Origin of the sequence: Terrimonas sp., from assembly GCF_003075435.1 — a bacterium.
Taxonomy (GTDB): domain Bacteria; phylum Bacteroidota; class Bacteroidia; order Chitinophagales; family Chitinophagaceae; genus Agriterribacter.
Map to the genome: position 1 here is coordinate 62931 of NZ_QCZJ01000021.1, position 21043 is coordinate 83973.

The 21043-nt window shown below is 40.8% G+C and carries 16 protein-coding genes; 8 read left to right on the forward strand and 8 right to left on the reverse strand.

What is annotated here, in order from left to right; all coding sequences use genetic code 11:
• Positions 1-102 precede the first annotated feature (102 nt).
• The 4 genes from DC498_RS19385 (at position 103) to DC498_RS19400 (ending at position 6767) form a co-directional block, all read left to right on the forward strand.
• On the forward strand, positions 103-792 hold the full coding sequence (locus DC498_RS19385) for a helix-turn-helix transcriptional regulator (RefSeq protein WP_116875816.1): 690 nt from the start codon (positions 103-105) through the stop codon (positions 790-792).
• A 320-nt stretch (positions 793-1112) separates the two neighbouring features.
• Positions 1113-2486 (forward strand): Gfo/Idh/MocA family protein, encoded by a 1374-nt coding sequence (locus DC498_RS19390; protein WP_116875817.1) that lies wholly within the window; start codon positions 1113-1115, stop codon positions 2484-2486.
• Between the two features lie 97 nt (positions 2487-2583).
• Positions 2584-5421, forward strand: coding sequence for an FAD-binding and (Fe-S)-binding domain-containing protein (locus tag DC498_RS19395; RefSeq protein WP_116875818.1), 2838 nt, complete (start codon positions 2584-2586; stop codon positions 5419-5421).
• A gap of 764 nt (positions 5422-6185) precedes the next feature.
• Positions 6186-6767: a DUF3347 domain-containing protein gene (locus tag DC498_RS19400; RefSeq protein WP_116875819.1), complete on the forward strand. Its 582-nt coding sequence runs from the start codon at positions 6186-6188 to the stop codon at positions 6765-6767.
• Positions 6768-6777: 10 nt separating this feature from the next.
• Here DC498_RS19400 and pbfA read toward each other — a convergent pair whose 3' ends face one another.
• Positions 6778-8136 carry a (R)-1-hydroxy-2-aminoethylphosphonate ammonia-lyase gene (pbfA, locus tag DC498_RS19405; protein WP_116875820.1) on the reverse strand — a complete coding sequence of 453 codons (1359 nt, stop codon included), beginning with the start codon at positions 8134-8136 and terminating at the stop codon, positions 6778-6780.
• Between the two features lie 251 nt (positions 8137-8387).
• On the opposite strand from pbfA, the gene DC498_RS19410 reads away from it, so the two are divergent.
• Together DC498_RS19410 and DC498_RS19415 are read left to right on the forward strand one after the other, a co-directional pair.
• A complete protein-coding gene (locus DC498_RS19410; protein ID WP_116875821.1) occupies positions 8388-9959 on the forward strand; it encodes a serine hydrolase domain-containing protein in 1572 nt (523 codons plus the stop codon).
• 247 nt (positions 9960-10206) lie between these two features.
• Complete coding sequence (locus DC498_RS19415) at positions 10207-11160, forward strand: hypothetical protein (RefSeq protein ID WP_133176910.1); 954 nt, start codon at positions 10207-10209, stop codon at positions 11158-11160.
• Positions 11161-11196: 36 nt separating this feature from the next.
• Here DC498_RS19415 and DC498_RS19420 read toward each other — a convergent pair whose 3' ends face one another.
• The 5 genes from DC498_RS19420 to DC498_RS19440 form a co-directional block, all read right to left on the reverse strand.
• Positions 11197-12273, reverse strand: a complete 1077-nt coding sequence (locus tag DC498_RS19420) for a dipeptidase (RefSeq protein ID WP_116875823.1) — start codon at positions 12271-12273, stop codon at positions 11197-11199.
• A 4-nt stretch (positions 12274-12277) separates the two neighbouring features.
• Positions 12278-13285 carry a 3-hydroxyacyl-CoA dehydrogenase family protein gene (locus DC498_RS19425; protein WP_116875824.1) on the reverse strand — a complete coding sequence of 336 codons (1008 nt, stop codon included), beginning with the start codon at positions 13283-13285 and terminating at the stop codon, positions 12278-12280.
• Positions 13286-13381: 96 nt separating this feature from the next.
• The gene (locus tag DC498_RS19430; RefSeq protein ID WP_116875825.1) at positions 13382-14479 is read right to left on the reverse strand and encodes a fatty acid desaturase family protein; all 1098 of its coding nucleotides are present in this window, start codon (positions 14477-14479) and stop codon (positions 13382-13384) included.
• A gap of 114 nt (positions 14480-14593) precedes the next feature.
• A complete protein-coding gene (locus DC498_RS19435; protein ID WP_116875826.1) occupies positions 14594-15793 on the reverse strand; it encodes an NAD(P)/FAD-dependent oxidoreductase in 1200 nt (399 codons plus the stop codon).
• Between the two features lie 150 nt (positions 15794-15943).
• Positions 15944-16681 (reverse strand): copper homeostasis protein CutC, encoded by a 738-nt coding sequence (locus DC498_RS19440; protein WP_116875827.1) that lies wholly within the window; start codon positions 16679-16681, stop codon positions 15944-15946.
• A 251-nt stretch (positions 16682-16932) separates the two neighbouring features.
• On the opposite strand from DC498_RS19440, the gene DC498_RS19445 reads away from it, so the two are divergent.
• Positions 16933-18342 carry a Gfo/Idh/MocA family protein gene (locus DC498_RS19445; RefSeq protein ID WP_116875828.1) on the forward strand — a complete coding sequence of 470 codons (1410 nt, stop codon included), beginning with the start codon at positions 16933-16935 and terminating at the stop codon, positions 18340-18342.
• Between the two features lie 73 nt (positions 18343-18415).
• Here DC498_RS19445 and DC498_RS19450 read toward each other — a convergent pair whose 3' ends face one another.
• A complete protein-coding gene (locus DC498_RS19450; protein ID WP_116875847.1) occupies positions 18416-18655 on the reverse strand; it encodes a hypothetical protein in 240 nt (79 codons plus the stop codon).
• Positions 18656-18898: 243 nt separating this feature from the next.
• Complete coding sequence (locus DC498_RS19460) at positions 18899-19441, reverse strand: SRPBCC family protein (RefSeq protein WP_116875830.1); 543 nt, start codon at positions 19439-19441, stop codon at positions 18899-18901.
• 341 nt (positions 19442-19782) lie between these two features.
• Here DC498_RS19460 and DC498_RS19465 point away from each other — a divergent pair, with 341 nt between their 5' ends.
• A complete protein-coding gene (locus DC498_RS19465) occupies positions 19783-21018 on the forward strand; it encodes an MFS transporter (protein ID WP_116875831.1) in 1236 nt (411 codons plus the stop codon).
• Positions 21019-21043 lie beyond the last annotated feature (25 nt).

The window sequence follows — 21043 nt, forward strand, 5'->3', positions numbered from 1 at the left end:
TTTAAAACGATTGCGTGAAAATACTGGTAAAGTGGGCAAATTTATAAGCAATATGCTGTATTGGCCGCCCCAAAACCCTTAAATTAAGCTCAAAATAGTTGCATGAACCGAATTGACAGGCTGCTGGGTATTCTTACCATGCTTCAATCAAAAAAATTTTTACCTGCCGAGCGTATTGCTGAAAAATTTTCAATCAGTATAAGAACGGTTTACCGCGATGTTAAGGCTTTAACGGAAATAGGTGTGCCTGTAAGTTTTGAGAACGGACGGGGGTATTTTATTGTACAGGGATATTTCCTGCCTCCTGTATCATTTACCAATGAAGAGGCAAATGCATTATTGCTGATGGAAAGTATTGCCGGCAGGTTTGGCGATAACTCAATAAAGAAGCATTATGAAACCGCGCTTAATAAAGTGAAGGCTGTTTTGCGTGGTTCACAAAAAGACAAACTGGAGCAATTGCAGCCGCAGATAAAAGCGGTAAGCTGTGACTTTGTTCAAAATAATTTTGCGTACTTAACACAGTTGCAGGAGGCGATCGCTTCGCAAAACTGTATTGAAATTGAATACCAGAATAATAAGAATGAAATAAGTCTGCGCATGCTAGAGCCTGTCGGGTTGATATTTTATGCGCTGAACTGGCACCTGATAGCATGGTGCCATTGGCGGAATGATTATCGTGATTTCAGGGTGTCTCGTATATTAAAGCTGAATTTACCGGGTAAAGCATTCAGCAAAACAGATCATATTGATTTGAATGATTACATGAAATTGCTGCCGGTTAATTATTAAAACACCGTGATCTTTTATTTTATAATTTTAAAAAAACATCTTTTAGAATTTGTGTTAGGGCATAGACCCCTCCTTTGGTCGGGGTGACAAGCTACAGTACAATGTTCAGCATTAGAATAAATGTTAAACAATTGTACTATAGCTCAATATAATTCGTACAGCCTGTTACCCTGACTAAAGGATGGGGCTGCAGGATGCCAGTACATATGTTTAAATATGAAAATTGAAATGCACTCCGATTATCAGTCACAGAACAGATAAGCAAAGGTCAACACTTAAAATATAATCCTGTTTTCTTCAATATTTAAAACGCTTGCATCGTGTCAAAAAAATCAAAATCATTATCCCGCAGAAAATTTATCCTGTCAGCAGCAACCACAGCCGTTGTGCCATCTGTTTTATTGCAATCTTCCACCGCTGTTGCAGCGCAACCGGCCAGGCTTAACCATGCATGCATTGGTGTTGGCGGAATGGGATGGGGAGATCTCAATAATTTTAAAAGCCATCCCAGTGTAAATATTGTGGCCATTTGCGATGTGGATGCGAACCATCTTAAAAAAGCTGCGGATGCTATTCCGGGAGTAAGAACCTATAGCGACTGGAGAGAGCTGCTGAAGAAAGAAAAAAACAATATACAGTCGGTAAATGTAACCGTGCCGGATCATAATCATTTTATAATTGCTTACAGCGCAATCAAATTAAACAAACATGTGTATTGCCAGAAGCCAATGTGCCATGATGTGGCTGAAGTAAGAGCGCTTACCAACGCGGCGGTTAAAGCAGGAGTGGTGACACAATTGGGCACGCAGGTTGCATCCTCGGCATGCGATCGTACAGCAGTGCAATTATTAAAAGATGGTGTTATCGGAAAAATAAAACACGCGTATCTCTGTTCCAACCGCCCCGGCGCTATAGATACTTACCGGCTTGTGGGACCGCGTCCGGCAGAAAGGGCGGATGCTCCTGCCTCACTCAACTGGGATCTGTGGACAGGCACAGCTCCGCTGCGTTCTTATGCTCCTGGTATCTACCATCCAACCAAATGGCGTGCATGGCAGGATTTTGGTACCGGCTGGTCGGGCGATATTGGCTGTCATATTTTTGACGCGGTGTGGAAAGGAATAAATTTAAAAGCGCCGATCTCCGTAACAGCAGAAGTGCAGGAGTCGTGGAAAAATTCGCCTGAAAGAAGGGCTGATACCTGGCCGCAGGGCGATCATATTACCTGGAAATTTCCGGGTAATGAATTTACAGAAGGAAAAGAGCTTACACTTGAATGGTTTGATGGCGCGTTTTATCCGCCGGAAGAAATAAAGGCATTGTATTCGGTAGAGCAATATCCTGCGGAATCTGCAATGCTGATTGGTACAGAAGGCGCGTTGCTGATACCGCATGGCGGAGAAAAACCTGTTTTACTGCCTGCCGAAAAATTTCAAAACCGGGATTTCAAAAAATTTGAAAGCCGTAATCACTATCATCATTTTGTGAATGCCTGCCTGGGTAAAGCAAAAACAGAATCGCATTTTGCGCAATCAGGTCCTATGACGGAAGCTATTCTGCTGGGCACGGTTGCCATCCGTATGCCCAATGAAGAATTATTGTGGGATGCGGCTAACCTGTCTTTCACCAATAACGCGGAGGCTAATAAATATTTAAAGCGGGTATACAGGAAAGGTTGGGAAATAAAACTATAATAATCCGGTAAGAAAGTAACGCTATATGTGATTGCTTCTTCCCAAATTTGCAGCAGAATAATATAACAGAGCATGTGTTGTTATTCTGCTTATCACCATGACGTATCAAAACACAGCAACGGGTATACTGTTAGAACAGGTGCTTCCTAAAGAAAGGATTAAAGCAAGACTTATTGATCTTATTGCTTATGCTTCAGACGCGGGTTTCTATTATTTGCGTCCGCAGGCTGTTGTGCAGCCTGTATCAGAAGAAGAAATTCAGCAGCTTTTTGCATTTTCCCACCAGCATGCAATACCGCTTACTTTCCGCACCGCGGGCACGAGTTTATCTGGGCAATCTATTACCGATGGAATACTGGTTGATCTGAGCCAGCACTGGCGTGGAATTACAATAGAAAATGAGGGCGCGGAAGTAAAAGTGCAACCGGGTATTACCGGCGCCATGGTAAATGCAAAGCTGAAACCTTATCGTAAAAAAATAGGCCCGGATCCTTCAAGCATCAATTCTGCGATGATGGGGGGCATACTTTCCAATAATTCCAGCGGCATGTGTTGCGGTGTGCATCTCAACTCATATCACACCACAAAGCATATACGGTTTATCCTGCCGGACGGAAAGATTTTTTCAACAGCGCTTAAACCGGATTATGAACGTTTTGAAAAAGAATGTGTGGATATATTCAATGCCATTGCTACATACCGGCAACGCATACTCGAAAGCCCGGTATTATATAGCAGGATAAGGCAGAAATATCTTACCAAAAATACCACGGGCTACAGCTTAAATGCCTTTATTGATCATGAGCATCCTTTGGATATTTTTGCTCACCTGCTCATTGGCGCGGAAGGTACGCTTGGTTTTATAGCGGAGGCTACATTAAAAACGATTCCTGATTATCCGTTCAAATCAACGGGCTTATTATATTTTCCGGATATATACGCGGCATGCCAGGCAATTGTGCCTTTAATTAATACTGATGCAGAAGCTGTGGAATTGATGGACAGGGCATCGCTAAGGTCAATAGAACATATACCGGGTGTGCCTGATACGCTTAAAACTTTGCCTGCCGGCGCGGCAGCTTTGCTGATAGAATTCCAGGGCAATACACAGGAAGAAGTGGAGGAAAAGAAAAATGCGTTTCTGACTATTGCGCACAACTTATCATTACTGGATATACCACAATTTACAAATGACAGGAAACAGCAGGCTTTTTTGTGGAAGCTTCGTAAGGGAATGTTTCCAGCGGTTGGTGCTGTTCGTGCCAGAGGCACAACTGTTATTCTTGAAGATGTTGCTTTTCCGGTAGATAAGCTCGGCGATGCTATTATAGACCTGCAGCAACTGTTTAAAAAATATGATTATAATGATGCTATTATTTTCGGGCACGCGAAAGATGGCAATATTCATTTTGTGGTAACGCAAACATTTAATGCGGAAAGTGAAGTGCAGCGTTATGCGCGTTTTATAGAAGAAATGGTTGTGCTTGTGGTTAACAAATATGATGGCACCCTCAAAGCAGAGCATGGCACCGGCAGAAATATGGCGCCGTTTGTGGAAACAGAGTGGGGGAGTGAGGCATACGAAATAATGAAAGGTTTGAAGGCAGTGGTTGATCCCCGTAATTTGTTGAACCCTGGCGTTATTATAAACGAAAATAAAAACGGGCATTTGCTGAACCTGAAACCTTTGCCTGTTGTAGAGGAAGAAGTAGATAAATGCATTGAATGTGGTTATTGTGAGCATGTTTGCCCGAGCAGGGATCTAACGCTTACGCCCAGGCGAAGAATTGTAGTAAGGAGGGAAATGGAGTTGCTGCATTCAGAAGGAAAAGATGATGAGCTTAAGCAATTGAATGAACAATATGAATATGATGGTATAGAAACCTGCGCGGTAGATGGTATGTGCTCATTGGCCTGCCCGGTAGATATTAATACAGGCGATCTTATCAAGCGGCTCCGTGCGGAAAGTCATTCTGCTTCCGATACAAAAAAAGCGGTTTGGGTTGCTGAGAATTTTTCTGTTGTGATTAATACTGTGCGTTTCGGGTTAAATACAGGTTCATTTATCAATATGCTTTTTGGTGCGTCGGCAATGTCGAATCTTACAGGTGTATTTAAAAAAGTTGTGCCTGCTTTGCCGTTGTGGTCTGATCAGCTATCTGTTGCACCTTCCCAGAAAAACTACTGGGAAGACCTGGAAAAACAACAGCATCAACGTACGGTGGTATATTTCCCTACCTGCATTTCCCGTATGATGGGTGGAGCAAAGGAAAAGAAGGCTGATGCCATGAAAACCTTTTTAAGTATATCTGAAAAAGCGGGAACAGGCATTAAAGTGCCTGCCAATATTCCTTCACTTTGCTGCGGACAAATGTTTTCTTCAAAAGGGTATAAAGAGGCATTCAGGCTGATGGCTGATAAAACCATTGATGCATTATGGGAAGCGGCCGAAGAAGGAAAACTGCCTGTTGTGCTTGATGTTACTTCGTGCACCTTGACTTTATTGCAATGCAGACCGGCGCTTTCAGCAGCCCAGCAACATAAGTTTGATAAGCTTACCATCATTGATAGTATTGAGTATATCGAACAGTATATCATACCGTATGTGACGGTCAGCAAAAAAAAGAAAGCGATTGTTTTACATCCTGTTTGTTCTGTATATAAAATGAAAATGGAGGACCGGTTTAAAAAAATCTCGGCTCATTTTGCAGATACAGTACATGTTCCTGACTATGCGGGTTGCTGCGGCATGGCCGGCGACCGGGGATTTTTATTCCCGGAACTTACGCAGGCTGCAACAAAAATGGAGGCAAAGGAAGTAAGGGATTGCAGTGGCTATTACTCTTCTTCCAAACCATGCGAAATGGCGATGAGTGAGGCGACAGGTAAAAACTATGAGTCGGTGTTATATCTTGTTGATGAAACTACAATGTAACAGGATGTAACGTGTATTCTTCAAAAGATAGTTAGGTAAGCAATAAATGGAGTTTGGAATTGAATTGTGATTGCTTTGCCATGCAACAGGTTAAAATTGTAAGTTTTCTCATGCAGAGCGCAATGTGGCAGCAGTATGAGCAATTACAAACATTGCCTAAGTGTTGATAGTAAATTACAAGTTCCCGGCTTACCAGTTGCAATATTCACTGGTTATTTCACAGAGGTACACGAAGGCTACACAAAGAGCCACAAAGAATAATAAAACACTCTGTGTAACTTTGTGTATCCTTCGTGGCTCTTTGTGTAACAAACCCATTCCCGCCGGGCAGACACCGAAATTCGTGGCAGGAAATATATCAGGGGTTATTTAAAAATAACTTCGGGCATGCCCAATACGCAGAATGGAGCACGGATAAAACGGATATAGCGGATATTCACGGGATGTATCGGTGTTTATCAGTATCATCAGTGTATTCCGTGTGCTATTCTATAAAAAGTATTTGTTGTAATCCATAATGATGTCATTATAATCCTGCCATTATGAAGTTTAAATTAAAACATTTTGAGGCAGGAGAGAACTTTTATCACCGAAGGTAAATCCGTTGGGCTATAGTACGAAAGCTAAGCATTAGTACAACGCCCGGCAGATCTCTCACTCGCGTAAGAACGATGATAGTAAAGCTCCCGTATTGCTCGTTCGGGATCACGCAAACCTGCAGACTTCATTTCCTTTTTTTGCCTTAGGTTTGCAAAAAAATCTTGATGAAAAAGCTCCTGTTTTTTATTCCGGTTGTTTTGTTTATTGCCTGTGGAGGAAATAAATCTAATGAAAAAGCCACTGATGCTCCTGTTGAAGAAAAGAAGGTTTCTGTATTGTCAGATGCATTTAACAGCTCTTTTGAAAAAGTGCTGACTACATATTATGCATTACGTGATGCGCTGGTGGCAGGTGATACCACACAGGCAAACGCTGCATCATCTTCCCTTATTACCGCTGTAAGTGAAGTGAAGCTGGACGAACTTAAAAGTGCAGACACTGCCGATATTATTATTCCTACTGCTAAAACATATACAGAAGGCATAACCAATGAAAGCAGGGGACTGTTAGGCGAATCAGATATCGAACAAAAACGCAGGTCATTCCAGATGATATCAACCGGCTTGTTTGACCTGGTAAGAACAGTTAGATACGATAAACAAAAAGTATATATGCTCCATTGTCCCATGGCATTTAATAATTCCGGAGCAGACTGGCTCAGCAATACTACTGAAATTAAAAATCCTTATTTCGGAAGTAAGATGCTTACCTGTGGGAGCGTTGCGGATTCGGTGGTGCTGAAGTAAGCAAATAAATTTATACCTGGCAATTTACTAGTCCATCAGCCAAAGCCGAAATAATTTTATCACAATCATCTTTTGTAATCACTAATGATGGTCGCATCGTAATGATATTGCCTTCAATCACCTTAAATGCAACGCCGTTATTCAAACAGTGATACATTACTTTCTCGGCTTCTTCATCAGCGCGTTCTTTTGCCGTATTATCTTTAACAAGGTCAACGCCTATATGCAGCCCTTTTCCCGCCACGTTTCCTATTACGGGAAAACGCTGTTTGAGTTTATTTAATTCAGCTATCAGGTAGTCACCTAAAGTCGCCGAATTTTCTACCAGGTTATTTTTTTCTATGTAATTAATAGCTGCAAGTCCTGCAGTGCAGCTCAATGGATTTTTTTCGTGCGTGAAATGCCCGATAGACCTGTGCCGGAGAATATTGTATTTCTCTTTGGTAACTATTCCCGCCAGCGGAAGTATACCGCCGCCTAAAGATTTCCCAAGTACCAGCACATCCGGGGTAATATAATGCCCGCTGGCAAACCATTTGCCCGTACGGCCAAAACCTTCTATGATCTCATCAAATATGAGCAATATGCCATATTCATCACAAATCTCCCGAATACGCTGCCAGTAATAAGGAGAAGGCACAACCGGCGTTGCTGATATGGGTTCCGCGATAATTGCCGCTATATCAGGATTTCGTTTAAGGATATTCGTTAGTTGCCGTATATATTCTTCGTCAATAGCTTTTGTATCTGTAAATCCCCAAGGGTTCCTGTAATAATTGGGAAACTCAATATGAAATGCGCCGGGAACCATTGGACCCTGGCCGTTGGTAAAATGTTCTTCGCCACCTACGGAAGAAGCCTGGAATCCATTGCCGTGATAAGAATCCCAATAGGAAATGGTTTTCCATCTGCCGGTTACCTGTTTCGCAAGCGCTATTGCCATTTCAATTGCCTCTGAGCCGCCCGGGCAAAACAATACCCTGTCAAGTCCGGCAGGTGTAATTTCTACCAGCTTTTTTGCCAGTTCCACAGCCGGTATATTGGTATAACGGCGGGGGGTAAACGCTAATTCATTTTGCAACTGTTGAATTACCGCTGCTATAACTTCGGGGTTTGAAAAGCCTGCATTGTGCACACCATTGCCATGCAGGTCTAGGTATTTATTGCCACTGAGATCATAAATATATGCCCCTGATGTTTTGGATAATACATTCATTACCGGCGTTGAAAGTGCCTGGTGCAGGAAATATTTCGCGTCTTCATTTATCCAGTGCCGTGTACTATCATCCAATGATTGGGTATATGCTTTACGGAGTGCGCTGATATTATTATCTCCCTGTTCGGTTGAGGCATGATTGATTGAAGACATGTTGCTATGGTTTGAAGTTTCGGGTTGCAAGTTAAGGTTTGCAGGTTGTAAGTTTCAGGTTTGTGGTTGCAAGTTTCATGTTTCAGGTTACGAAAAACCTATAAGGTTTATATTCGATCAGTTGCAGGTCACGGGTTACAGGTTTCTGGTTGCAGGTTTCATCTGCTGACCGCTGATACCTAAAACCTGCAACCACCTTTCCAGCCGTTTTGGCAAATTTGCACTAAATTCCACTTCCAATCTTAGTATATATGCAATACAGAAAAAATTTTACTCCTTTATTTATTGCCGTTTGGCTGGTTTTTCAAATCAGCGTTTATGCTCAACCGTCAGCTGCTTCATTGCCGAGAAGCAAGCCTGAGGCAGAAGGTGTTTCATCAACTGCAATAAATAATTTTATCGATGCGGCAGGGAAAAGCAAAAATGAGTTTCACAGCTTCATGTTTTTGCGGCATGGTAAGGTTATAGCAGAAGGCTGGTGGAACCCCTACAAACCCGCGCTTAAGCACACCATGTATTCAGTAAGCAAAAGTTTTACATCTACCGCAATAGGCTTTGCCGTTAGTGAGGGTAAGTTTAAACTTAATGATAAAGTAATTTCTTTTTTCCCGGAACTGATAAAACCTGATACGGTTACAGGCTTGCTGGCCTCGTTAACGGTAAAAGATATGATCACCATGTCGGCAGGGCAAACCCCTGATCCTACAAGATCGGTTATGATACAACCTGACTGGATAAAAGCTTTTTTAAATACTCCAATATTAGATACACCGGGTACAAAATTTCTCTACAACTCCGCAGCTACATTTATGCTTTCTGCTATTGTGCAAAAAACAACAGGCGAAAAAATATTAGACTATCTCACACCAAGATTATTTCAGCCATTAGGCATTACAGGAATTGACTGGGAAGAAAATCCGCAACACATTAATTCAGGTGGTTGGGGGCTGAGATTAAAAACAGAGGATATGGCAAAATTCGGGCAACTGTATTTGCAAAAAGGAAAATGGAACGGCAAACAAATTTTATCTGGAGACTGGATTGAAGAAGCCACGACATTTAAAATCAGAAACGCGCCTGATACGGCTTTAGCACTTAAAGTGAAAAGTGATTGGGCACAGGGTTATTGTTACCAGTTCTGGCGTTGCAGAAATAATGCGTTTCGTGCGGATGGCGCTTTTGGACAGTATATTATTGTAATGCCGGACCAGGATGCGGTGATAGCCATTACAAGTGAAACAGCTAATATGCAGAGTATACTGGATATGGTCTGGGAATATTTATTGCCCGGTATGTCGGAAGTGGGAGAGAAGAGCAGTATTGATCTCAGCAAAAAGCTGGCGACGCTTTCTATAGCAGCGCCTGCTGTATCTGCTGATGCTCCAGTTGTTTCCAGGATATCTGGTAAGACTTTTGAGATGAATGATTCCACAAAGCAGGCTGATAAAATATCTTTTCTCTTTAAGAATAATAGCTGCACTTATACGGTAACTTCCGGTGGCAAAGCATACTCATTTATATGTGGTAACGGAAAATGGATAACAGGAGAAACAGCTTTTCTTCTGTCTATGCCTTCATTAACCGCGGTTGCGCAAAACAGGCTTGCAGTTTTTACTTCTTTTAAAGTAGCAGGTGCATATACCTGGCAGGATCAAAATACACTGGTGCTTAGTATACGTTATATTGAAAGCCCGCATACAGACTATATATACTGCCGTTTTGAAGGCGACCAGGTTTCAGTGTATCATCAAAACAGCCTGCAGCGTATGGCTGGTGGCAATGATAAGCCGTATATTATTACAGGTAAGATAATAGCCCAGTAAGATTCATTTTCACGCGGCGTACATAACGGAGCAATGTTACCGGCGGGTAATGGCCGGATAAATAAATTAAACTCAGATTTGACTATTTTGATTAATTGTTTAAAATAGTTATATTCGATACGATCGGAGTTGACACTACAGACCTATGGTTAAATACTTTCTTTAATATCCCGTATTCTTATTTCTTACCTTTTTTATGAACTTTTCTAATAGATTAATAATTTGTAATTATAATTAATTAATAACGATGGCAAGCAGTAAAAGTACCGAGATCATAATAAGAGATACGAGATCTGTAAGAAGCAGAGTGCTTAGTATTTTATTACGTGTCACTTTAAATCATTTTTTTGCCTTTATTATGATATGCTTTCTCGGCTGGCTACTAATAGCAATGTCGTATAATATTCCTCAGTTTAATGAAAGGCATGAGGAAAATTTTTGGCGACTTTTTCTTAGAGACATCGGTATAGCATTATTCCCGATAGGCCTGGTAGCATTAATGTATGAAATTTTTTTGCGGAATAATTTTATCGGGAATATGACCCAAACAATAAAAAGTTTGATGCCAAGCAGATATACGAATATGAGGGAATCGGGGCTTATAGATATATATCCTGATCTTAGGATTGATAAATTGAAACTAGATATTGAGAATGTTCATAAAACAGAAATTAAGATAATAGATATTTGGATGGAAAATTTTAATAGAATAGAATCGGCCATTGTTGAGTCAATAATAAACAGGAATTGTGAAGTTAAGATTATGCTTTGGGACCCTAAAAGCTTAAATGCACTTGAGAACAGAGCGCGAGCGTTGGGTAATGGTGCCACCGTACGAACAATGGTTGACAATATAATCGGGAATCTTAGATATATCGATAATATTTTTGAGAAATTGGAGTCCCATCCTAATTTGAACAAATTTGAAGTAAAGTTTTATAATAGTTTTATAGGCGTTCATTACATATGTATTGGCGATGAGTGTCTTGTTGGAACGTATCTTAGAGAAAGGGTATCATCTATGGGTACAATAATGAAAGTAGCAGGCAAACAACATTTCTTTTTTCAGGAGTTAGAGAAGCATTTTATAAGTCAATGGAATGATAAAGCTAATAATAGTACAATCTCTTTATCAAGAGATAAAATTAAAGAGTATTTAGATTGGTATGATGAATTCATTATAGCATATAGAAAAAAATAATGCATATATCTTCAATATAATAATTTGTTCACAATATCACTTCTTCCATGCCTTTCGCAAAAACCTCAGCCAGTTGCTATGAAAAATATTTTCAATATCACTTTGAGCATAGCCGCGTTTTGTAAGTAAGCCTTTCAGTTGCTGCAGGTCAGCAATGGTATCAATATCACAAGGCGACTGTTCAAGCCCAAACATGCCATCGAGATCGCTGCCAATAGCAATATGATTGCTGTTGCCTGCCATCTGGCAGATATGATCGTAATGATCAATCAATGTATCAAGGGTAATATTTTCTTCTTTGGGATTATGTTTGCCGCGTATCCAGCCCGGCATCAGCATCCATGTGTCGAGCACGCCGCCAATTACGGCATCTCTTTCAATCAGTATTTTTATCTGTTCATCAGTAAGTTGCCGTTGATGCGGAACCAGGGCTCTGCAATTATGATGGCTTGCCCATATATGTCCTTTGAATACATCAACAGCCTGTGTGAATGCTTCGTCAGTAAGATGCGTAATATCAAGAATGATATTCAGTTCTTCCATTTTCTTCAGTAAATCAATACCGGCATGTGTCAGCGGGCCTTCCATACCGGTGCCGGGAGAATATCTTCCTGGTCCGTAATGCGCAGGACCTAGCGCACGCAAACCATTTTCCCAGGCTTTTTCAAGATAAGAGAGGTGTACGAGGGAATCAGCGCCTTCAAGACTGAGGATAAAACCAACAGGCTTATTTTCATCAGGTAAAGTGTTGTTATTCCAGAGCTGAATGTGATGCTCTAATTGATCAATATTCCTTATCTGTATCATTTCTCCCTCTGTTTCCATTGCCTTATACCATGCGAGTTGCCCTTGTGTTTGCGCCCAGGCCTGTTCGGGTGAATGCCAGCCGGGCAATGTACTGTCTTCGGCCACAAACCTTGCTATCTGCGTGGCAACCACAAGTCCTATTTTACCTTTTCTCAGTTCAGGTAATGATACTGTTCCTTTGCCACGATCTGGTTTATCGGTAAGGTTTTTTTCTCTTGCTCTTATATCTGCCGCTGTTCTTTTAAGATCCCTGTTCCATTCAAGGGCATTCATTGAAAGGTCGAGATGCGCGTCAATGATCAACATATTATTAGGCTTTCTTTGTTGTGCATGATTTTTTTCGTGCTGCTAATTTTTTCTTTACAATGTTTTCAGGGTATTTAAGCGCAAGCGCTCTTATATCGTAACTAAAATCCGTAAAGGTTTCTTCCCATAGTTTAGCTTCTTCAGTGGTATACTTATGAAATCCATGCGCATTGGCAACGCCTTTGCCACCTTTCTTAACGATGTCGTCAATCAGTTTTGGAACCTCTGTACCATTATTTAATGTGGGGAAAAGATCTTTCATTACGGTATGGTATGCAGGTACACCGGTAAGATCCATCCAGCGGAACACGCCAACCAGCGTCATCCAGTAGCCGGCGTTATTTCTGCAGGCTCGGTCAACATCTTCAACAGTGGCATAGCCGTTTTCTACAAGCGATATGGCTTCGCGGTAAGCTGCATACATAACCCTGTTGGTGATAAAGCCGCGTATATCTTTGCGAACAAGCGTTGGCTCTTTGCCCCAGTTGTGTGATAGCTTATATAAATATTCTCCTTTTTTAATATCGCTTTTATTGCCGCATATAATTTCCAGAAAACGGGTGGTATGCGATGGCTCTGCCCAATGCAGCCCAAAAAATCTTTCCGGGCGTGAGGTTTGTTCCTGCAGCAAACTGATAGGGATAGCCGAAGTATTGCTTGCCATTAACGCCGTTGGTGCAATAACATCTTCAATTTTTTTATACACCGATTTTTTGATCTCCATGTTTTCAATAGTACATTCAATTACCAGCCTGCAATTTTTGAGGTCGTTATAATTCTCGGTGATGATTAAGCTTTTAAGGTAATGGCCGGGTTGTTTTTTAACCAGCTTTTCCTTGAATGACCTTTTAAGATGGGCGGTGATGCGTTTTTTTGCGAGCAGCAGATCTGCGGATATTGGCGCTACCGCTATTACTTTATGCCCGGCAATCAGCAGGCAGGTAGTAATGCTGCACCCCATCAATCCTAAACCTACCACGCCAATATCAATATTGGTTTTTTTTACAGACATGTTCATTGTTTGAGCAGGTGCAAGATACGAAAAGGGTGGAGCTATCAGCCGTCAACTGATGGCTGATGGCTGATAGCTGACGGCTGACTGCTGTATCTACATGTCTTCTTCCCAAATATTAAAATCACTGCTGTTGTTTTTGAGCAGTTGATAATGCATCCTTAAAGATGTTCCTATGGAATAGCTCCTGTAGGGCAGGTTGTTTTCTATTGAAATCCGTTTAAGCTTTTCCGTTATCCGGGGGTAATAGGTATGATGAATATTGGGAAACAGATGATGAACAATATGATAGTTGAAATTACCTAATACAAAGCGGGTAAACCAGTTTTCACCATTTACATCGTTGGTGGTTTTAAGCATATGTATAAACCAGTCATAAGGCAGTCTCCTGTTTTCATCAGGCTCGGGAAATTCTGAACCTGTATTGGCATGAGGCGGCAGCAATACGGTAAGCGCGGCGATACTTGCAGTAAATATCATAAGCACAAAAGCCAGTAATACTTTTTTCCATGCAATATGAAAAACAAACACGGGAAGTACGATCATATAGGTAAAAAATAAGCCCTTAAATAAGAACAGCTTCACGTATTCAATAAACGGAATATTAATTTTTTTATGCACGATGCGTTGCCTGCTGAAAAAGTCTTTAAAATCTCTTATGAGCAGCCAGTTAAATAAAAATAAAGGATAGATGAACGGCAGGTAAATATGCTGATATTTATGCAGCTTTGATGCAGGCGCCCGGGGAACAATTTTTACCAGTGCGCTCTGGTCTATATCCGTATCCCAACCATTTACATTGGGGTAATTGTGGTGAAATAATACATGACGGGTTTTCCAGATAAAACTATTGGCGCCCATAATATCAAACAGGTAAACATATAATTCATTCAGGCGTCGGCTTTTAAAAATGGTATTGTGCACAGCATCGTGCACAACATTAAGATAGTTTACTACAACCAGCAAGCCCATAGCGAAGTAACCTGTAAACAATATGGCAGAAGTTTCAGCACCGTATAACATAGCAACTATCCAGCAGCTAAAATACAAAGCCGGAAATAAAAATGCTTTGAACACTATCTCGTTTCTGTGCTTAGAAGAAGTCTTTGCTACAATGTCGTTTGCTTCCGAGCGTAAAAGAGCAAAGAAATGATCCTGTCTTTCCTTATTATATAAAAGTTTCTCCTTTTTCATGTTACCTCCAATCAAAATCAAATAGAGGATATTGATCTTAAAAACAGGTAGAGAGATTAGTATTGCAAAAATAAGAAACCATCAAAAATCGACCAATAAAAAATATTTTTTTGGTTAGCGGTTAAATGAAAAAAGCTTTTCATGATCATTCTTTTTCCCGGTAAGCATATCACGGATTATTTGAGCGGCAATTACGCTGAATGTAATGCCATTGCCACCAAAACCTAAAGCAAAATAAGTACGGGGCCGTTGAGGTATCATACCTATGTATGGCAAACCGTCTTTGGTAGAAGCGAAATAGCCAGCCCATTTAAAATCGGGTTTGAAAATAATATGGGGAAAAAGTTTATGAAATTCTTGCGTAAGCAAACGTGTTTTTAAAGACAGGGCTTTGTCTCTTGCAGCGGGTTGTTTGTTATCATCTTTACCGCCAAGTATTACACGGTTGTCGCTGGTTACCCGGCAATAGATATAAGGAGTAGCAGTCTCCCATATCAGTGCGTTTTTGTACCAGAGATCATGCCTGTTCAAGGGCTCGCTTATTGTGGCATAAGTGCTTTTTAATTCCTGTACTTTACGCGGAATATATTTTTGCGATTCATAACCGCAGGCAATTACAATATAGCGGCTTCTTATCACTCTTTTTTCAGTTGTGTGTAATGTAACGCCCCGTGGGGTGTAAATGATCTTTTCTATTTCTGTATGATCGTATATATTTGCGCCCTTGCGGATGCTTTGTTCCAGTAAAGCGTGCGTAAGCACATACGGATCAACCTGGGCCGCACGATTGGAAAATATAGCGCCACTTTTTTCAATGCCGAAAGTTTTATACAGCATCTTCTCATCAAGCCATTCTGTTTTAATACCGATTTTTTTACGCAGGGCGATTTCTTTTTGCATACCAGGTATATCTTTTTTAAAAGATGCAAACTGGAGGCTCGGTCTCATTTTAAAATCGAGGTCGGCATTCAGCTTTGATGCAATGGCTTTAATATCCGGTATGGATTGATAACTTGCTTTATAGCTTTCGATGGCAGTTCGTTCACCCACAAGCTTTATTAGTTTATATAACGGAATATCAATTTCATATTGCAGCATAGCAGTGCTCGCCGCGGTGCTGCCCATACCGATATGACGTTTATCAACAACAACGGTTGCTAAACCAGCATTGCATAAATGCCAGGCAACAAGCGCGCCTGTAATGCCACCGCCTATTACCGTAACTTCCGTGGTAATATTTTCGGTAAGTGAGGGGTAGGTATTAATAATGCCATTGCGTAACATCCAGTAAGGATAAGCTGATCGTAAATCCATAATTTTAGAATGATGGATATACCAGGCACAATTTCATGCCGGGTTTAGCAGCAAGGGATACAAGGTAAGTGGCAAACGGGCCTTCCGGATATATTAGTTTACAGGGATTGGGATATTAAGCAATATTGTATTCGTGCTGTGGCGAAAAGTCTACAATGCTTCATTAAGTTTTTCCAATTCCTGCACCATTTTTTTTACTTCATCCACATTTAATCCTGTTGATTCAAGCAATTCGTTCATACCTGTATTAATATATTCCATTGCAGAAGGAATACTTATCCTGGCTGAAGAATGAAATTCAAAAGCCTGTGTTTGTTTGGCAAGATTAAAAATATTGTCAGCCCGTACACCTGAGCCAGGCATAATACTGATCCTGTCGTTGCTTTGCCGCACAAGTTCGGCTATTGTATCAGCACCTTCGGGTGCGGTAGGTTTTAACCCGCTGGTTAAAATACGTTCACAGCCGCAATCTATCACATCTTCAAGTGCTTCAAATGGGTTGGCAACACGATCAAAAGCACGGTGAAAAGTTACGCCGAGGGGATAAGCCGCTTCAACCAATCGTGCAGTTCTGTTTTTATCTACGCTGCCATCTGCCTGTAATAAACCTATCACCACACCATCGCATTGTAATTCTTTGCAAAGCAAAATATCTCTTCTCATTATCTCAAATGCTTCATCGCTATATAAAAAATCTCCGCCACGCGGACGAATGATAGGGTAGAGCTGTAAGCTTGTTTTTTCTCTTGCTGTTTTTATCATGCCATAGGAAGCTGTGGTTCCGCCTTCTCCCGGGTTATCACATAATTCTATCCGGTTTGCACCGGAATTACCGGCAGCTATTACGGACTGTATATCGAAAGCTATTACTTCAAGATTATATTTCATACAGCTAAATTAATTGATCTGCAATTTTTGTGCAAAAGAGGAATGGAGGTCGCAGGTTGCTGGTTTCAAGTTACAGGTTTCAGGTTGCAAGTTATACGTTGCAGCCTCTGTCTTCAACCCGATAGCTGACTGCTGATAGCTCATCGTCCCCACCAATTCAAACGATTGCGTAATTTACTTTTTGTTGTATGGTTGTAAATGCTGATATTAGTAAATAATTCATTTTCCACATTTTTAATCTATTATTTGCTATGCCGGGTAGAAGAAGTTTCATCCGTAATATTACATTGGGAACAGGTGCGCTTGTATCAAATGTCCCGCTTATCTCTGAAGCATCCACCCATAATCATTACCTGCCTGCAGGCTTTAATATGAGTGGCTATGCCGCGCCTAAAATTGATAAAGTAAGGATTGGTTTTGTAGGATTAGGCAACAGAGGTCCTGGTGCTGTTAACCGGATATCATTTATTGATGGTGTTGAAATAAAAGCTTTGTGCGATAAAAGGCCTGAGCGTTTAGCCGTTGGGCAAAAAATTCTTGCAGATAAAGGATTGCCCAAAGCAAAAGAGTATACCGGCGAGGATGGATGGAAAGCAATGTGTGAAAGCAAAGATCTTGATCTGATCTATATATGTACGCCCTGGAGCTTACATACGCCCATGGCAGTATATGCCATGAAGCACGGAAAGCATGCCGCTTCTGAAGTGCCTATTGCTGTTACAATTGATGAATGCTGGCAATTGGTAGAAACATCAGAAAAGACCAAAAAGCATTGTATGATGCTTGAAAACTGCTGCTATGATTTCTTTGAACTGCTCACACTGAATATGGCACGCAATGGAATGTTTGGTGAATTGATACATGCTGAAGGTGCTTACCTCCACGACCTGCTTGAATCAAATTTTAAAAAAGGCGGTTACTCAGATATGTGGCGGCTACGTGAAAATGCTTCACGTAACGGTAATTTGTATCCTACGCACGGTTTAGGTCCGATAGCACAATGTCTTGATATTAACCGTGGCGATAAAATGGATCATCTTGTTGCCATGTCTTCCGCGGATTTTATGATGGGGGAAACAGCGAAACAAAAAGCTAAGGAAGACGCAGCATTTTATAATGAATTTGTTGGTAAGCCTTACCGTGGAAATATTAATACTACTATCATTAAAACAAATAAAGGTAAAACCATTATGCTGCAGCATGATGTTACTTCGCCACGGCCATACTCCCGTATTCATTTATTAAGCGGCACCAAAGGTATTGCGGCTAAATATCCTGAGCCTGCACGAATAGCATTTGGCCACGAATGGATAAAACCCGAAGAAATGGAAGCTTTGTATACGAAATATACACCACCAATTGCCAAAAAAGTGGGTGAGATAGCAAAACAAATAGGCGGGCATGGCGGTATGGATTTTATGATGGACTGGAGATTGATCGATTGCCTGCGTAACGGACTACCACTTGACCAGGATGTTTATGATGGCGCGTTATGGAGCTCAATAGCACCTTTGAGTGAAGCATCAGTTGCAAAAAAATCTTCTTCAGTAGAAGTGCCTGATTTTACAAGAGGCAACTGGAAAACAAACAAACCTGTAAATCTTACGCTTGATGGCGGCGGCACAACCAATGTTCGCCCGGTAGCATCAAAGCAGGAATAATATTATATATCCCTGATGATAAACCACCCGTTTAAAAAAAGGCGCTTTCAAAGCGCCTTTTTTATTGATTTTTTCATGAGGCGGAATACATGATCACATCAGGCAATACCTCAGCTTCAAAGCCATACTTATTTAATATTCTGATCAACTGCGCCGGTTCTATCAGTTCATCACTGCTCATTACGCGTAAAATTTTATCACAATCAGCCAGGTCAAAATTGGCTTTATAGGTTTTGAAAGAAGCATGAATTTCTTCCAGCAACATATCGGCCTGACTGCGCAGTTTTACATTTGTTTTAAATACTTCAACCATGATAGCAATATTAAGTGGTGAAATGTTTTGATACCAGGAAACAGGCATGGAATAATTGAAAACTTTGTTTGCAGAAGTGGAGCGACAAAAGTGCTTAACAGGAAATCTTACTCAAGATACATTGATTGCAAAGATAACAGAATATCAATTCCCGCATTTAAAATTTGCAATCGAAAGAATAATGCTTATTGATTGCTTCTTTGCTTACTTTGCCCCTTTGCGTGAACTCATTTTTAGCAGGCTCTAATCCGCTTCTGCTAAATTTTTCAACCTGTTCAACCCTTTGGTATACTGATCGCCCATCATTTTATCCATATTCATAAACAACAGCATAGTATTCATGGGATATGTATATTTTGTATCAAATCCCCAGGTAACTTTTGTGCTGTTGTTGCCCGCATCATCAAGCGTGATAAAGGTTTCAGCTTCACCATCAAATGGCTCTATAAAATGAACATGTGAATTTACACGCGACATGGGTTCTAATTTTGTAAGGGTTTGCTCCCCGCTGCCTACTTCCTTATTGCCTTTCCATTTATACATAGCTCCTTCGGTGCCATCCTGGCCCTCATAGCTGATCTGTATATTGGGGTCACCATCTTTCCAGGGGCTCCATTTATCCTGCCCGTGAAAATTATTTACCAAACTCCATACTTTATCTTTTGGAGCATTAATGGTAATGGTTTTTTCATAGTGGTAAGATTTTGATATGAACAAACCGGCAATTAAAATAAAGGCGATAACAAGCAGTAGTATAACGCCAATGATCTTTAAAACCTTTTTCATAAAACAGTGTGTTTAAGTTAAGAAGATCTGATGTTTTATAACCTATATCAGCAATGCAAAATTAGTTATCATAAAAATGATTAAAAGGGGGTAAATACGGCTTAATACGGTGTTGAGAACGACAAAGGGAATGCTTTTGACGGTTATTCAATAAATATAATCATTCAAACACTCATCCTGTGCTGTCCTGCCCGCAAATATTTGGAAGGAGCGAAAAAGCCCAAATCCGTAGTATCCGGAATAAAATTTTTACTCTCCGTAAATCATACGTGGATATTTTCATTATATTTCCACAATGTTTTATAAAGAACCAATTCTTTTAACCATCTAAACTAATATTAATGAACGAAAACGTTAACAAGTCGGCCCTGTTTAACGGTAGCTGCTTTGCCCTCATCACGACTGCTTTTACCTTTTCTATCCGTGCAGGCATCCTGTCACAGGTAGGTGATAGTTTCGGACTTACCGCAACACAACTGGGATTTATTAACCAGATGTTTTTTCTGGGTTTCCCTATTTCCATGATCCTTGGTGGTTTATTGTATTACAAAATCGGACCTAAGATTATTATGCAGGTTGCTTTTGTAACACATACCATTGGTATCTTAACCACAATTTTTGCCAGCAGTTATCCTATCTTGCTTGTCTCTACATTATTTATTGGCTTTGGTAATGGTTGTACTGAAGCTGCGTGTAATCCTATGATCGCGGATATGTATTCCGGCGATAAAATGAGCAAGATGCTGAACAGGTTTCACATGTGGTTTCCCGGTGGTATTGTAATTGGTAGTCTTATTTCGAAATTTATGACAGACAATGGTATGAGCTGGCAGGCCCAAATGTGGGTTACCATGGTTCCGACTATCATTTATGCCATATTGTTTTTTGGAAAAACTTTCCCCAAACCCAAATTGCAGACATCAACTTCAATTGCAGAGAACCTGAAAGCAATGGCAACGCCAACTTTTATCTTCCTGTTTGTATGTATGATGCTCACCGCTATTTCAGAATTCGGCCCGCAGCAATGGGTAGGATTGATCATGAGTAAGAGTGGTGCAAGCCCGATGCTGATACTTGCTTTGGTAACTGGTTTAATGGCAGTAGGAAGATTCTTTGGAGGTCCTGTTACACATGCTTTAGGACAAACAGGTGTATTATTGATGGGCGCTATTTTTGCCGCTATCGGTATATATTTATTCAGTACGGTTACCGGTGGTATGGCGTATGTAGCTGCTATATTTTTTGCTATAGGCGTTTGTTTTTTCTGGCCTACAATGGTTGGCGCCGTTGCACAACGTGTTCCTTTAAGCGGTGCGCTGGGCATGTCCATTATAGGTGGCGTAGGTATGTTTTCTACTGCAATATGGCAGCCAATTATCGGTAGCTGGATTGATAAAGACAAAGCTGTTCATGCGGCATCAGGCCTAACAGGCGATCAACTGGAGCTGATTGCGGGTCAGGCTACGCTTGCTAAAATGGTTGCTTTCCCTGCAATATTAATTGTGTTGTTCATTATTTTCTTCTTCTGGCAAAAGAAGGTAAAACAACCTGGCGGAGCGCCTGTTGCAGCACATTAAAGCTGAAATGGTTTATTTTATATAA